The sequence below is a fragment of the Amycolatopsis balhimycina FH 1894 genome (genome assembly GCF_000384295.1).
Lineage (GTDB): Bacteria > Actinomycetota > Actinomycetes > Mycobacteriales > Pseudonocardiaceae > Amycolatopsis > Amycolatopsis balhimycina.
Genome location: NZ_KB913037.1, coordinates 5,768,706 through 5,782,690 on the forward strand (window position 1 = coordinate 5,768,706; position 13,985 = coordinate 5,782,690).

Below are 13,985 nucleotides of genomic sequence, written 5' to 3' on the forward strand. Positions count from 1 at the left end.
CCATCCTATGCGGGTTTGCGAGACTGAACGGGTGAGCAACGGAACCGAGCAGTCCAAGGCATGGTTCGAACGCGCGAAGGCGGCCATCCCGGGCGGGGTGAACTCGCCGGTCCGGGCGTTCAACTCGGTCGGCGGCACCCCGCGGTTCATGGTCCGCGGCGAGGGCCCGCACCTGTGGGACGCCGACGGCAACCGCTACGTCGACCTGGTGTCTTCGTGGGGGCCGATGATCCTGGGCCACGCGCACCCGGCGGTGGTGGAGGCGGCGCGCGTGGCGGCGACGTCCGGGCTGTCCTTCGGCACGCCGACCATCGGCGAGGTGGAGCTGGCCGAGGAGATCATCGGCCGGGTCGAACCCGTCGAACAGCTTCGCCTGGTCAACTCCGGCACCGAGGCCACGATGAGCGCGATCCGGCTGGCCAGGGGCTTCACCGGCCGGTCGAAGATCGTGAAGTTCGCCGGGTGTTACCACGGTCACGTCGACGCGCTGCTCGCGCAGGCCGGCTCCGGCGTCGCGACGCTCGGGCTGCCGACGTCGCCGGGTGTCACCGGGGCGCAGGCCGCGGACACGCTGGTGCTGCCCTACAACGACCTCGACGCCGTCCGGAAGTCCTTTGTGGACAACCCGGGGGAGATCGCCGCGGTGATCACCGAGGCGGCGGCGGGCAACATGGGCGCGGTCGCCCCGGTCGACGGCTTCAACGCGGGGCTGCGGGAGATCGCCCACGAGCACGGCGCGCTGCTGGTCATGGACGAGGTGATGACCGGGTTCCGCGTCTCGGCCGCGGGCTGGTTCGGCCTCGAAGGCGTGGCCGGCGACCTCTACACGTTCGGCAAGGTGATGTCCGGCGGCCTGCCGGCGGCGGCCTTCGGCGGCCGCGCCGACGTGATGGCCAAGCTCGCCCCGGGCGGCCCGGTCTACCAGGCCGGGACGCTGTCCGGGAACCCCGTCGCGGTGGCCGCGGGCCTCGCGACGCTGCGCGCGGCCGACCACGCCGTGTACGCGGCTCTCAACGCCAACGCGAAGCGCCTCGGCAACCTCTTCCACGCCGCTTTGAGCGAAGCCGGCGTTGCGCACAACGTCCAGTACGCGGGCAACTTGGTGAGCGTTTTCTTCGGTGAAGAGCCGGTACGCGACTACGCCGGCGCGCAGGCGTCCGAGACGTGGCGGTTCCCGCCGTTCTTCCACGCGTTGCTCGACGGAGGCGTGTATGCGCCCCCGAGCGCGTACGAGGCCTGGTTCGTCAACGCGGCCATGGACGACGAAGCGTTCTCGGTGATCGAAGCGGCTCTGCCCGCGGCGGCGCGCGCGGCGGCTGGAGCCGTCCAGTGACCACCGTCGTCCACATGCTGCGTCATGGCGAAGTGCACAACCCCGAGAAGGTCCTCTACGGCCGTCTGCCGGGCTACCGGCTCTCCGAGCGCGGGCAGCGGCAGGCGCTGACGGTCGCCGAGGCCGTCGCGGGCCACGACCTCGCGCACGTCGTGGCGTCGCCGCTGCAGCGGGCCCAGGAGACGGCGGCGCCGATCGCCGCGGCGCACCGGCTCGACATCGCGACCGACGAGGACCTGATCGAGGCGGGCAACCAGTTCGAGGGCCTGCACGTGGCGGTCGGCGACGGCGCGCTCCGGGAGCCGAAGCACTGGCCGAAGCTGGTCAACCCGTTCAAGCCGTCGTGGGGCGAGCCGTACCTCGAGATCGCGCACCGGATGCTCGGCGCGGTCCACCGGGCCCGCGAGGCGGCCGCCGGTCACGAGGCCCTGTGCGTCTCGCACCAGCTGCCGATCTGGACGCTGCGGCGGTTCCTCGAGGGCAAGGCCCTGTGGCACGACCCCCGGCGTCGTCAGTGCTCGCTGGCGTCGCTGACGTCGCTGGTGTTCGACGGAGACGAGCTGCGGGAGATCGTCTACAGCGAGCCCGCGGGCGCCACCGACCCGAAGGTGACCGGGGCATGAGGCTCTTCTGGGCGGTGGTCGCGGTGCTGGCGCTGGCCGGGTGCAGCGCGGGCAAGGACGCGGTGGTGCAGGGGAGCAGCTTCAGCTTCGTTTCGCCGGGCGGCCAGGTCGACATCACCTACGACGTCGCCCAGCGGCAGACGGCGCCGGTCCTGGCCGGGGAAGACCTGATGAACGAGGGCAAGCAGCTGTCGCTGGCCGACTTCCCCGGCAAGGCCGTCGTGCTGAACCTGTGGGGCCAGTGGTGCGGCCCGTGCCGCACGGAGGCGCCGGAGATGGAGTCGCTGGCGAAGAAGGGCGTCCAGGTGGTGGGCATCGACGTCCGCGACCCGGCGCGGGACGTGGCCCAGGACTTCGTCCGGGACCGCGGGCTGACGTACCCGTCGATCTACGACCCGGACGGCCGGGTCCTGCTCAAGCTGACCGGCTACCCGCGGAACATCATCCCGTCGACGATCGTGCTGGACAAGCAGCACCGGGTCGCGGCGGTGTTCCTGCGGCAGGTGCTGGCCCAGGACCTGCTCCCGGTGGTCCAGCGGCTGTCGGCCGAGGCGGCGTGAACGGCACGCCGGCGGCATGACCGGCCCCCCACCCGGACCCCTCCCCGCAACCCCGATCCGAAGCCACAACCCGGACGGCCGTCGCAACACGCAGGACCAAGGTCCTGATCTGCTGTGGCGTAGGTCCTGTGAAGCGGCCCCGGAGTTCTCACCAGGACCTCACTGCCTACCCTCAACGGAGTGAACTCCGTGACCGAGCTGGCGATCTCCGGACCGCTGCTGCTCGCCGCGGGCGTAGCGCTGCTGGCCGGCACCGTCTCCTTCGCTTCGCCGTGCGTCGTGCCGCTCGTGCCGGGGTACCTCGCGTACCTCGCCGCGCTCGTCGGCGCGGACGCCCCGGCCGTCAGCGCCGATGAGGAGCGCAAGAAGGGCCGTTGGGCCGTCGTCGGCGCCGCTCTGCTGTTCGTGCTCGGGTTCACCGTCGTGTTCGTCGCCACGCTGGGGACGCTCGTCTGGTTCGCCGACACGCTCGTCCTCAACCAGGACATCCTGCAGCGCGTCGGCGGTGTCCTGACCATCGCCATGGCCCTGGTGTTCCTCGGCTGGATCCCCGGCCTGCAGCGCGAGGTCCGCTCGCACCACGTGCCGCGCGGCGGTGTCTGGAGCGCCCCGCTGCTCGGCGCGATCTTCGGGCTCGGCTGGACGCCGTGCATCGGCCCGACCCTGTCCGCGGTCATGACGCTGGCCAGTGCCACCGGCGGCGCCGAGGCCCGCGGGTACCTGCTGATCGCCGTCTACTGCCTTGGCCTCGGGCTGCCGTTCCTGCTCATCGCGCTCGGCGCCCGCTGGGCGGTGCGCGCCACCGACTGGGTACGACGGCACGGCCGTCAGGTGCAGATCTTCGGCGGTGTGCTGCTGATGGCCGTCGGCATCCTGCTGGTCACCGGCGTCTGGGGGGATCTGATGGGCTGGCTCCGCAACGAGCTCACCGGTGATCTGAGGCTGCCGCTGTGACGACCACCGAGGCGCCCCCCAAGACTCCGCAAGGCCCTACGCCCGCGAAGCGCACTTTCGCCTTCTTCCGCAACACCTGGCGCGGCCTGACGTCGATGCGCATCGCGCTCGTCCTGCTGTTCCTGCTCGCCCTCGCCGCCCTGCCCGGTGCGCTCCTGCCGCAGCGGAAGCTCAACGCCCCCAAGGTCGACGAGTACATCGCCGCCCACGGCTGGTGGGGGACGCTGCTCGACAAGCTCGAGTTCTACGACGTCTACTCCAGCATCTGGTTCTCGGCGATCTACCTGCTGCTGATGATCTCGCTCGTCGGCTGCCTCACCCCGCGCACCTTCGAGTACCTCAAGGCGATGCGCGCCAAGCCGGTGCTGACCCCGCGCAACCTCGCGCGGATGCCGCACTACCGGCTCGGCCGCGGCAAGTCCGATGTGTCAGACGCTGCCGCCGAGATCGCCGCCGTCCACAAGCAGCTCTCCGGCTGGCGCCGCGTCGAGCGCGAAGAGGCCGGCGGCGTCCGCACGATCTCCGCCGAACGCGGCTTCCTCCGCGAGACCGGCAACCTGATCTTCCACTTCAGCATGCTCGGCCTGATCGTGTTCTTCGCCCTCGGCAAGCTCTACGGCTACGAGGGGCAGGTCATCGTCCAGGCCGACGGCGACAGCTTCTGCAACGCCGGCATCTACAACTACGACTCCTTCAACGCGGGCCTGCGCGTCGACGGCACCGATCTCAACCCGTTCTGCGTGAAGGTCGACGACTTCGCCGCGCGCTACACCCAGTCCGGCCAGCCCGACTACTACCACTCGAACATCGAGTACCAGTCCGGCCAGGACCTGGAGACGAACACCTGGCGCCCGTACGGCCTCGAGGTCAACTCGCCGCTGCGCACCGCGGGCGACCGCGTCTACCTGCTCGGCCACGGCTACTCGCCGAAGTTCACGGTCACCTTCCCGGACGGCGCCCAGCGGACGCTGAACACCCAGTGGCGCACGGTCGACCCGAGCACGATGCTCGCCGAAGGCGCGACGAAGTTCGACCAGCCCGGCATCACCGACGAGGTGCAGCGGCGGACCCGCCAGCTGGCCATCACCGGCCTGTTCGCCCCGACGGCCTTCATGCACGGGAACGTCCTGACGTCGTCGGCGCCCGAGGCGGACGACCCGGCCGTCGCCGTCGACATCCTGCGGGGTGACCTCGGCCTCGACGCCGGGCGCGGCCAGTCGGTGTTCGAGGTCGACCAGACGCTCGTCGACGACGGCAGGCTGAAGAAGGTCGCCCGCGAGAACCTGAAGGCCGGCCAGGAGATCAAGCTCGACGACGGCACGAAGGTCCGCTTCGACGGCGTCGGCCAGTGGGTGTCGCTGCAGGTCTCCCACGACCCGACGCAGGGGTTCGTGCTCGGCTTCGCCGTCGCGATGTTCCTCGGCCTCGGCGCGTCCCTGCTGGTCAAGCGCCGCCGGCTGTGGGTGCGGGTGAAACCGGGGACCGAGGACGACCCGGGTACGGTGATCGAGGTCGCCGGGCTGGCCCGCACGGATCAGGCCGGGTACGGCGAAGAGTTCCACCGGGTCAGTGAACGCTTGATCAGTGGGCAGAAGGGCTGAGGCATGCCGATCAACGAGACGCTGTCGACCTACAGCGACTGGCTGTACACCACCGCCGCGGCGATCTACGTCGTCGCGCTGATGATGACGCTGATCGAGCAGGGCTTCGGCGCAAAGGGCCGGCTCGCCACCGAGCGCGCGAAGCTGCGGGCGCGCGAGCTCGTCGGCGCCGGCGGCCCGCCCGTGGAGGAGGTCCCGGCCGCGCAGCGCGAGGTCGGCCGCCCCGAGCGGATCGGCCGGATGGGCGCGTCGCTGCTCGTGCTCGGCGCGCTGCTGCAGCTGTCGGCGATCGTGCTGCGCGGCCTCGCCGTGCACCGCGCGCCGTGGGGCAACATGTACGAGTACGGCATGGCCGTCACCTTCATCACCGTCCTCACCTGGCTGATCGTGATGTCGAAGTTCCCGGTCCGGCACCTCACCGGCTTCCTGCTGCTGCCCGTCGTGATCCTGATGTTCGTCAACGGCACGCTGCTGTACACGACCGCGGCGCCGGTGCAGCCCGCGCTGCAGTCGTACTGGCTGGTCATCCACGTCTCGGCGGCCATCATCGGCTCCGGTGTCTTCCTGGTGCCGGGCGTCGCGAGCGTGCTTTACCTGTTCCGGGCGGCCTACGACAAGGACGCCACGAAGTTCGCCCGGTTCGCCTCGAAGCTGCCCGAGGCCGACGTCCTCGACCGGATCGCCTACCGGACCACCATCTTCGCCTTCCCGGTGTTCACCTTCGGCGTGCTCTGCGGCGCGGTCTGGGCCGAGTCGGCGTGGGGCCGGTTCTGGGGCTGGGACCCCAAGGAGACCGTCGCCTTCATCGCCTGGGTGGTCTACGCGGCCTACCTGCACTCGCGGGCGACCGCGGGCTGGCGCGGGGCCCGGGCCGCGGCCGTCAACATCGCCGGGTTCGCCGCGATCGTCTTCAACCTGTTCTTCGTGAACCTCGTCACCGCGGGCCTGCACTCCTACGCCGGGGTGGGCTGAGCATCCCGCGCGTCCGCCGACTACCGTCGACATCGGGGGCGGAGTGTCAGGCGGAGCGCGTGGAGGTTTTCACCGGTGACCGGACCCAGCGAAGAATCGGCTCCAGGCCACCCCGAACCGGCCGCTGCCCCGCAGCAGCCGGGGCTGTTCGCCGACGACCGGACGGACTCGCACCCGCACCCCGAGACGTCGGGCGTGTACGACCTGCAGCCCACGCAGGCGGTGGCGCCGCCCAACCCGGCGGTGTCGGGCCCGCACCAGGTACCCAACCCCGCCGTGTCCGGTCCGCACCAGGTGCCCTATGGCTACGACCAGAACCTGCCGCCGCTGCAGCCCCAGTACGACCCGGCCCAGCAGTATGCCCAGGCCCAGGCTCAGGCCCAGTACCCGCAGCAGCCGTCGGGTTTGCCGCAGCCCCAGGGCGGCCGCCACGCGGCGCCGCAGCAGCCCGGCCACGGCCATGATCTGTCGACCGCGCACCTGGTCAAGCAGACCAAGCGGCCCCCGCAGTCCGGCTGGCGCAAGGCGGTCTACGTCGGCACCGGGAAGCTGGTCAACCCGGGGGAGAGCCCGGCGGACGCCCAGCGCCGCGAGCTCATCGCGCGCGTCAACCAGCCGCTGCGCGGGTGCTACAAGATCGCGATGCTGTCGCTGAAGGGCGGCGTCGGCAAGACCACCGTGACGACGACGCTGGGCTCGACGTTCGCGTCCCTGCGCGGCGACCGCGTCGTCGCCGTGGACGCCAACCCGGACCGCGGCACGCTGTCGCAGAAGATCCCGCTGGAGACCACCGCGACGGTCCGCCACCTGCTGCGTGACGCGGCCCGCATCACGCGCTACAGCGACGTCCGGTCCTACACGTCCCAGGGCTCGAGCCGGCTGGAGATCCTGGCCAGCGAGCAGGACCCGGCCGTCTCGGAGGCCTTCTCCGAGGGCGACTACCGGCGCACGATCAACCTGCTGGAGCACTTCTACAACATCGTGCTCACCGACTGCGGGACCGGGCTGATGCACTCGGCGATGAAGGGCGTCCTGGACGTCGCGGACGCGCTGGTCGTGGTGTCGTCCGGCTCGGTCGACGGCGCCCGCAGCGCCTCGGCGACGCTGGACTGGCTCGAAGCCCACGGCTACGGCGAGCTGGTGAAACGCTCGGTGGCGGTGATCAACTCGGTCCGTCCCAAGGGCGGCTCGGTCGACCTCGACAAGCTGTCGGCGCACTTCGGCGCGAAGGTCCGGGCCGTGTGCAAGGTGCCGTTCGACCCGCACCTGGAGGAAGGTGCCGAGATCGAGCTGGACCGCCTGTCCGGCGAAACCCGCCTGGCCCTGCTGGACCTCGCGGCGACCGTCGCCGACGGCTTCGCGACCCCGCTCTCCCAGGGCTACCGCTGACCCACAACCCGCGTGATCAGGCCCGTAACCGGCGTGATTGAAGCCGTAACTCGCGTGATTGAAGCCGGAACTCGCGAGTTACGGCCCGAATCACGCGAGTTACGGGCTCAGTCACGTGAGTTACGGGTTCGGTGAAGGTAAAGACTGCCTAGAGGTCTTCGTCCCGGCGCTTGCGCTGCTGTTCGGCCAGCTGACGCAGGAAGTCGGGGTCGTCGTCCGGGGCGAGGGGCGCGCGGCGGGCGGTCGACGGGACCCCGATCCGCTGGCCGGCGAACGATCGCCACAGGAGCAGGGCGACGACCAGCGCGCCGACCGCCGCGAGCAGAGCGAGCATGCCGGATCCTTCCGTATGGCTGCCAGTCCCCCGAGGTTAACCTCTCCGGCGGTGTGATGGGCCTAAGCCGGGTCGGCAATACACGAGGGGCCGTGCGGGACGGGTTGTTCCCCCGTACCCGACACGGCCCCGCGCCGGAGATGGTTCAGGCGTTGCGCGCCGGTTCGCTGGCGTCGGTGGTCAGCTCGGCGAGGAGCTCGTTCACCTCGGACTCCCGGAACCGCCGGTGTCCGCCGGGGGTGCGGATCGAGCCGATCCGGCCCGCGGTCGCCCACCGGGTCACCGTCTTGGGGTCCACTCGGAACAGCGCTGCCACCTCGCCTGGGGTGAGCAGGCGTCCGCCCATCGTCGCGGTCATTTTCCGCCTCCTTAACGAACTCACTGCTATACCGGAGGCGTCCGAGCCCTTCTGCTCGTCGCGCCGGGGTAGCCAACACGGCAATCGTTGCACTTCACCCGTCGGGTACTCGAACGGTTGTCCACGAGTAAAGAGCCCTTAAAGGTCAAAACGGACAGTTTGTTTGACCTCTGCAACTGATATCCGGTGACATGACGTGCCAGGACGACGTCCGTCGCGGTATCGGGCGCGGGGCGGTGGTGCCAATGGGGGATTGTCCAACCGCATAGAGTGATCCTGTGGATCAGTTGGACCGGAAGATCATCGCAGCGTTGCGCATCAACGGACGGGCCACTTACGCAGACCTCGGACGGGCCGTCGGGCTGTCCGCGTCGTCGGTGCACGAACGGGTGGGCAAGCTGGAAGCCGCCGGCGTGATCACCGGCTACCACGCGGTCGTCGACCCGAGCTCGGTCGGTCTCGGCGTCACCGCCCTCGTCAGCATCCACCCGACCGACACCGCCACGGAGGACGACGTCGCCGACGCGCTCGCCGAGCTCGACGAGGTCGAGAGCTGCTACGCGGTGGCCGGGGACGAGGCGTTCGTCGTCAAGGTGCGCGTGCCGACCGTCGACGAGCTGGAGCGGACCCTCGGCAGGCTCCGCCGCATCGCCGGCGTCGGGCGGACGAACACCACCGTCGTGCTCTCGACGCGCTTCGAAGGCCGGCCGAACAACGCGGGGCTGCAGAAAGACCGGCAAGGCGGGGCGTAGCCTGCGTTGATGTGAGCGACGAGAAAGCCCCGAACCTGGCCCGCGACCTGACGCTGTACCTCCTGGCGCGGTTCGTGCTGGTCGCGGTGATCGCGTGGGCGCTGACGCTGGCGACCGTGCCGCTGCTGGTCGCCTTGCTCATCGGCCTGGTCGTCGGGCTGCCGCTCGGTCTGCTGCTCTTCCGCCCGCTCAACGCCCGCGTCACGGCCGGCCTGGCCAAGCGCAACGAGAAGCGTGCTCGGGCCCGCGCCGAGTTGCGCGCTCAGCTCCGGGGCGACGCCGCCGGGCAGCCCGAATGAGCCGGCTGCACAGCCGCAGCTGGGTCCGCGAAGCCGTCCGGATCATCGAGGCCGACGCCAACCGCAGCGCCGACACGCACCTGCACGTCTTCCCGCTGCCCCCGGAGTGGGGCATCGACCTGTACCTCAAGGACGAGTCCGTCCACCCGACCGGCTCGCTGAAGCACCGGCTGGCCCGGTCGTTGTTCCTCTACGGCCTGGTCAACGGCCACATAGGGTCGGACACCGTGCTGGTCGAGGCCTCCAGCGGGTCGACCGCGGTCTCCGAGGCCTACTTCGCCCGGATGCTCGGGCTGCGGTTCATCACCGTCGTGCCCCGGCGCACGTCGAAGGAGAAGATCGCGCTCATCGAGTTCTACGGCGGCGAGTGTCACTACGTCGACGAAGCGCCGGCGATGTATCCCGAGGCCGAGCGGCTCGCGGCCGAGTGCGGCGGGCACTACCTCGACCAGTTCACCTACGCCGAGCGCGCGACGGACTGGCGGGGCAACAACAACATCGCCGAGTCGGTGTTCGCGCAGATGCGCTCGGAGCGCCACCCGGTCCCGGCGTGGATCGTGGTCGGCGCGGGCACGGGCGGCACGAGCGCGACCTTCGGCCGGTACGTCCGTTACAAGCGGCACACGACGAAGGTCTGCGTCGTCGACCCGGAGAACTCGTCGTTCTACGGCGCCTGGGAGACCGGCGCCCTGGACTACGCCACCGGCATGCCGTCGCGGATCGAAGGGATCGGACGCCCGCGGTGCGAGCCGTCGTTCGTGCCCGGCGTCATCGACGAGATGTTCCGGATCCCGGACGCCGGCTCGCTGGCGGCGATCCGGCTGCTGCGCGAGCGGACCGGGCATTGGGCGGGCGGCTCGACGGGCACCAACCTGTACGGCGCCTTCCGGCTCATCTCGCGCATGGTCGAGGACGGCCAGGCGGGCAGCGTCGTCACCCTGCTGTGCGACGGCGGCGAGCGGTACGCGCACACCTACTACAACGACGAGTGGCTCGCGAAGCAGAACCTGGACCTGGCGCCGCACACCGCGTTGTTCGAGGAGTTCCTCACGACCGGGAAGTTCGTCCCGGAGAGCTAGATGTTCAGGCCGACCGCGGCCAGCACCGCCCACGCGAGCATCGCGAGCCCGGTGTCGCGCAGTGCCGGGATGAGGTCGCGGCCGGTCGCGTCCCGGAGGATCGCCTTGACGGACTGGGGCAGCAGAGCGGCGCTCAGCACCGTGAGCGCGGCGAGCGAGTGCGTGGTGAACTGCAGGATTCCGCTGAGCACGTACGGCACGGCGATCAGCGCCAGGTAGAGCCGGCGCGTGCCCTGGTCGCCCAGGCGCGTCGCGAGGGTGCGCTTGCCGGACTCGACGTCGGTCGGGATGTCACGGAGGTTGTTGGCCGTCAGGACCGCCGTCGAGAAGCAGCCGACCGCGACCGCGCACCCCAGCGCCGCCCAGCTGACCCGGCTGGCCTGGACGTACACCGTGCCGAGGACGCCGGCCAGGCCGAAGAACACGAAGACGGCGATCTCGCCGAAGCCGTAGTAGCCGTAAGGCTTCTTGCCGCCGGTGTAGAACCACGCGCCGAGGATGCACAGCGCGCCCATCGCCAGCAGCCACCAGTGCCCGCTGACCGCCACGAGGACCAGCCCCAGCACCCCGGCCAGGCCCAGCGCGATCAGGGCCGCCGTCAGCACGGCCTTGGGTGCGGCGACGCCCGAGCCGACCAGTCGCAGCGGGCCGACGCGGTTCTCGTCCGTGCCGCGGATGCCGTCGGAGTAGTCGTTGGCGTAGTTGACGCCGACGATCAGCGAGAGGGAGACCAGCAGCGCCAGCACCGAACGCCACCAGGAGAACGCGTCCAGCGCGATCGCCGCGCCGACGCCCGCCACCACCGGCGCCACCGCGTTGGGCAGCGTCCGCGGCCGGGCCCCTTCGATCCACTCGCTCAAGCTCGCCATGGCGCCATTCAACGCCATGTCGATCAGTGCCTGACCAGGAGCCCGGACGCCGTCAGACCGCGCGCGACGATCGGTCCCCGGCCAGGGCGTCGAGCTGCCGCTGGACGCGTTCGGCGTCCTCGGCCCGGTCTTGCTGGCGGTACATCTCGAGTGCCTCCCGCCACACCGTGCGGGCGTCGTCGTCGTGGCCGAGCGCGGCGTGCGGCTCGCCGAGACGATCGAGGGTGTCGGCCACCTGGAAGGTGTTGCCGCGGTCGCGGTAGAGGGTCAGCGCCGCCCGGTAGTACTGGATCGCCGAGGCGTGGTGGCCGGTGTGGAACTCGATGTAGCCGAGGCTGTCCAGGGTGTCCGCCTCGGCGTGGGAATCGCCGTGGTCCCGGTGCAGGGCCAGCGCGGCCGTGCAATGGGTGCGCGCCGTCTCGAAGTCGCCGGTCCTGGCGGCGAACCAGCCCACCTGGTTGAGCTCGCGCGCCTCCCAGACCGGCTGGCCCAGGCCGCGGAAGAGCTCCAGGGCGCGGGTGGCGTGCGCCAGCGCCCTCCGGTCGTCTCCGCGCAACTGCCAGACCCACGAAAGCCCGTGCTGGGCCAGGGACTGCTCGGTGTCGTCTTCGTTCCGTTCGGCGAGGGAGATCGCCTCCTGCAGGTGCTCGACGGCCTCGTCGTGCTTGCGGAGGTTCGCGAAGACGTCGGCGAGCAGCCGGCGCGACCGGCTGAGGGCGGCCGGGTCGGGCAGGTGCGGGGCGGCCGCCAGCGCGGGCCGCCACACGGCGAGCCGGTCGTGGAGCATCCCCCGCCGGTTCTGGAAGGTGTGCAGCCCCCACGCCAGGTGCCACACCGCGTCGTGCCACCCGAGGTCCGCGGCGGTGCGCTGGGCGGCCAGCAGGTTGGCGTGCTCGTTGTCGAACCACGCCATGGCATCCGAGTCGTCGGGTGGCGAGCCGGGTTCGGCGCCGGGCGCGGGAGCGGGGAGCCGGACGGCCTGGCGGTGGGAATCCACCCGGTGGTCGGCCGCGTGCGAGGTGTGGGTGTAGAAGTCGATCACCCGGCGCAGCGCGGATTCCCGCTCGACGCGCGAAAGATCCCGGCCGGCGGTGGCCGTGGCGTAGTCGCGGATCAGGTCGTGCATCGCGTACCGGCCGCCGGCGCGGCGGGTCAGCAGCGAGGCCTCCTCCAGCATGCTCAGCACCTTGGCGGTCCGCCGCGGCGGCGAGCCGGCGAGCGCGGCCGCGGCGGGCAGCCCGATGTCCGCTCCGGGCGCGATGCCGAGCAGGGCGAACAAGGTGCGTTGTTCGCCGGTGAGGGCCCGCAGGGACCACGAGAGGACCGTCGGCAGGCTGACGGCAGGATCTTCGTGGTCGAGCGCGTCGAGGCCGAGGTCACGCAGTTCGGCGGCGAACTCGGTGAGCGGGATGTGGGGCCGGGTGTGCGCGTGGCGGCTCATGATGGCCAGCGCCAGCGGGTAGTGCCCGCACAGGCGGATCAGCGCTTCGGCCGCCGCCGGCTCGGCGGCGATGCGGGCCGCGCCCAGCCGTTCGGTCAGCAGCGCGTGCGCTTCGCCGTGGCTGAGGATGTCGAGCTGGAGGTGCCGGGCGCCGTAGCGCGTGATCAGCGGGGCGAGGTGCCGCCGGCTGGTCACGATGGTCGTGCCCGCCGGGCTGCCCGGCAGCAGCGGGACCACCTGGTCGGCGTCCGCAGCGTTGTCCAGCACGACCAGCATCCGCTTGCCGTCGACGAGCTTCCGGTACAACGCGACCTGGGCGTCCCGATCCGGTGGGATGCGGCTGGGCGCGACGCCCAGCGCGCCGAGGAACCCGCGCACCACAACCGACGGATCGAGCGGGGCGCCGGCCGAGGAGAACCCGTGCAGGTCGGCGAACAGCCTGCCGTCCGGGAACCGCTCGCGGTGGGCGTGCGCCCAGTGCAGGGCCAGCCACGTCTTGCCGACCCCGCCCGCGCCGGCCAGCGCGGAAATCTGCACCACCCGGCTCACGTCCGCCTCGGGGTGGGACGCGGCGGTGAGCGCGGCGAGCTCGTCCGCGCGGCCGATGAACGACGGCGGTGCCGCGGGAAAGTGGTGCGGTACCGCGCCGGCGCCCGGCCGGGCGCCGGACGCCGACGCGGTCAGGTCCGGATCGCCGCGGAGGACCCGCTGGTGCAGGTCCCGCAGCGGCGGGCTGGGATCGGTGCCCAGCTCCCGGACGAGCCGCCGCCGCAGCTGCTCGTAGTGGTCGAGGGCGTCGGCCTGGCGGCCGCAGCGGTAGAGGGCCAGCACGACCTGGCCCGCGAGCCGCTCGTCCAGGGGGTGATCGCGGGTCCACGCCGTCAGCTCCGCCAGCAGCTCGGCGTGCCGGCGCAGGCGCAGGCGCAGGTCGGCGTGGTCGAGTTCCGCCGCCCATTGTTCGGCACGCAGGTCCCGGCGCAGTTCGTCGGCCCACTCGGTGCCGACGTCGGCCAGCGCTTCCCCGCGCCAGAGCGCGAGGGCCTGCGCGAAGAGGACGGCGGCCTCTTCGTCTTCGGCCTCGCGGGCCTCGGCCACGAGCCGCCGGAACCGGTGCAGGTCCACCGCGTCGGGATCGACGCGCGGGAGGTAGCCGCCGCCGAGCCGCTCGATCTCCAGCCCGCCGCCCGCCAGCAACCCGCGCAGGCGGGACAGGTAGCTGTACAGCGTGTCCCGCGCGCGCAGCGGCGGGCTCTCCGCCCACACACGGTCGATCAGCTGGTCGACCGGCACCATCCGGTTCGCGTCGGCGAGCAGTGCCGCCAGCACGGACCGCTGCCGGACCGGCCCCAGCTCCACCGGCTTGCCGTCCTGATGGGCTTCGATCGTGCCCAGCAACCGGAACTCCACCCCTGCGCCCTCCC

At 71.5% G+C, this 13,985-nt stretch carries 14 protein-coding genes; 10 read left to right on the forward strand and 4 right to left on the reverse strand.

What is annotated here, in order from left to right; all coding sequences use genetic code 11:
* Nucleotides 1-31 precede the first annotated feature (31 nt).
* From hemL to A3CE_RS0126200, 7 genes are all read left to right on the forward strand, one after another.
* Entirely contained in the window at nt 32-1,333 is a 1,302-nt protein-coding gene (gene hemL / locus A3CE_RS0126170) for a glutamate-1-semialdehyde 2,1-aminomutase (protein WP_020643073.1), read from the forward strand.
* A complete protein-coding gene (locus tag A3CE_RS0126175) occupies nt 1,330-1,956 on the forward strand; it encodes a histidine phosphatase family protein (protein WP_020643074.1) in 627 nt (208 codons plus the stop codon). Before hemL ends, A3CE_RS0126175 begins: the two co-directional genes overlap by 4 nt.
* Nucleotides 1,953-2,516, forward strand: a complete 564-nt coding sequence (locus A3CE_RS0126180; RefSeq protein ID WP_020643075.1) for a TlpA family protein disulfide reductase — start codon at nt 1,953-1,955, stop codon at nt 2,514-2,516. The genes A3CE_RS0126175 and A3CE_RS0126180 overlap by 4 nt, the downstream gene beginning before the upstream one ends.
* A 180-nt stretch (nt 2,517-2,696) precedes the next feature.
* Complete coding sequence (locus A3CE_RS0126185; RefSeq protein WP_020643076.1) at nt 2,697-3,470, forward strand: cytochrome c biogenesis CcdA family protein; 774 nt, start codon at nt 2,697-2,699, stop codon at nt 3,468-3,470.
* A complete protein-coding gene (resB, locus tag A3CE_RS0126190) occupies nt 3,467-5,071 on the forward strand; it encodes a cytochrome c biogenesis protein ResB (RefSeq protein ID WP_020643077.1) in 1,605 nt (534 codons plus the stop codon). Before A3CE_RS0126185 ends, resB begins: the two co-directional genes overlap by 4 nt.
* A 3-nt stretch (nt 5,072-5,074) precedes the next feature.
* The gene (gene ccsB / locus A3CE_RS0126195) at nt 5,075-6,043 is read left to right on the forward strand and encodes a c-type cytochrome biogenesis protein CcsB (protein WP_020643078.1); all 969 of its coding nucleotides are present in this window, start codon (nt 5,075-5,077) and stop codon (nt 6,041-6,043) included.
* Between the two features lie 75 nt (nt 6,044-6,118).
* Nucleotides 6,119-7,432 (forward strand): MinD/ParA family ATP-binding protein, encoded by a 1,314-nt coding sequence (locus tag A3CE_RS0126200; protein WP_020643079.1) that lies wholly within the window; start codon nt 6,119-6,121, stop codon nt 7,430-7,432.
* Nucleotides 7,433-7,580: 148 nt separating this feature from the next.
* Here the strand turns inward: A3CE_RS0126200 and A3CE_RS0126205 are convergent, their stop codons facing one another.
* Together A3CE_RS0126205 and A3CE_RS0126210 are read right to left on the reverse strand one after the other, a co-directional pair.
* Nucleotides 7,581-7,766, reverse strand: a complete 186-nt coding sequence (locus A3CE_RS0126205) for a hypothetical protein (RefSeq protein WP_020643080.1) — start codon at nt 7,764-7,766, stop codon at nt 7,581-7,583.
* Nucleotides 7,767-7,911: 145 nt separating this feature from the next.
* Complete coding sequence (locus A3CE_RS0126210; protein ID WP_003081896.1) at nt 7,912-8,124, reverse strand: BldC family transcriptional regulator; 213 nt, start codon at nt 8,122-8,124, stop codon at nt 7,912-7,914.
* A gap of 278 nt (nt 8,125-8,402) precedes the next feature.
* Between A3CE_RS0126210 and A3CE_RS0126215 the strand changes: the two genes are divergently transcribed.
* Genes A3CE_RS0126215 through cds1 form a run of 3 tightly spaced genes read left to right on the forward strand, consistent with a single transcriptional unit; the run spans nt 8,403 to nt 10,254 of the window.
* Complete coding sequence (locus A3CE_RS0126215) at nt 8,403-8,876, forward strand: Lrp/AsnC family transcriptional regulator (protein WP_020643081.1); 474 nt, start codon at nt 8,403-8,405, stop codon at nt 8,874-8,876.
* 11 nt (nt 8,877-8,887) lie between these two features.
* Nucleotides 8,888-9,175 (forward strand): DUF4229 domain-containing protein, encoded by a 288-nt coding sequence (locus tag A3CE_RS0126220; protein WP_020643082.1) that lies wholly within the window; start codon nt 8,888-8,890, stop codon nt 9,173-9,175.
* Nucleotides 9,172-10,254, forward strand: a complete 1,083-nt coding sequence (gene cds1, locus A3CE_RS0126225; protein ID WP_020643083.1) for an L-cysteine desulfhydrase Cds1 — start codon at nt 9,172-9,174, stop codon at nt 10,252-10,254. Before A3CE_RS0126220 ends, cds1 begins: the two co-directional genes overlap by 4 nt.
* Here the strand turns inward: cds1 and A3CE_RS0126230 are convergent.
* Nucleotides 10,251-11,123 (reverse strand): 1,4-dihydroxy-2-naphthoate polyprenyltransferase, encoded by an 873-nt coding sequence (locus A3CE_RS0126230; protein ID WP_020643084.1) that lies wholly within the window; start codon nt 11,121-11,123, stop codon nt 10,251-10,253. The two genes, cds1 and A3CE_RS0126230, sit on opposite strands and share 4 nt — an antisense overlap.
* A gap of 52 nt (nt 11,124-11,175) precedes the next feature.
* On the reverse strand, nt 11,176-13,971 hold the full coding sequence (locus A3CE_RS0126235) for an AfsR/SARP family transcriptional regulator (RefSeq protein WP_020643085.1): 2,796 nt from the start codon (nt 13,969-13,971) through the stop codon (nt 11,176-11,178).
* Nucleotides 13,972-13,985: the final 14 nt, after the last annotated feature.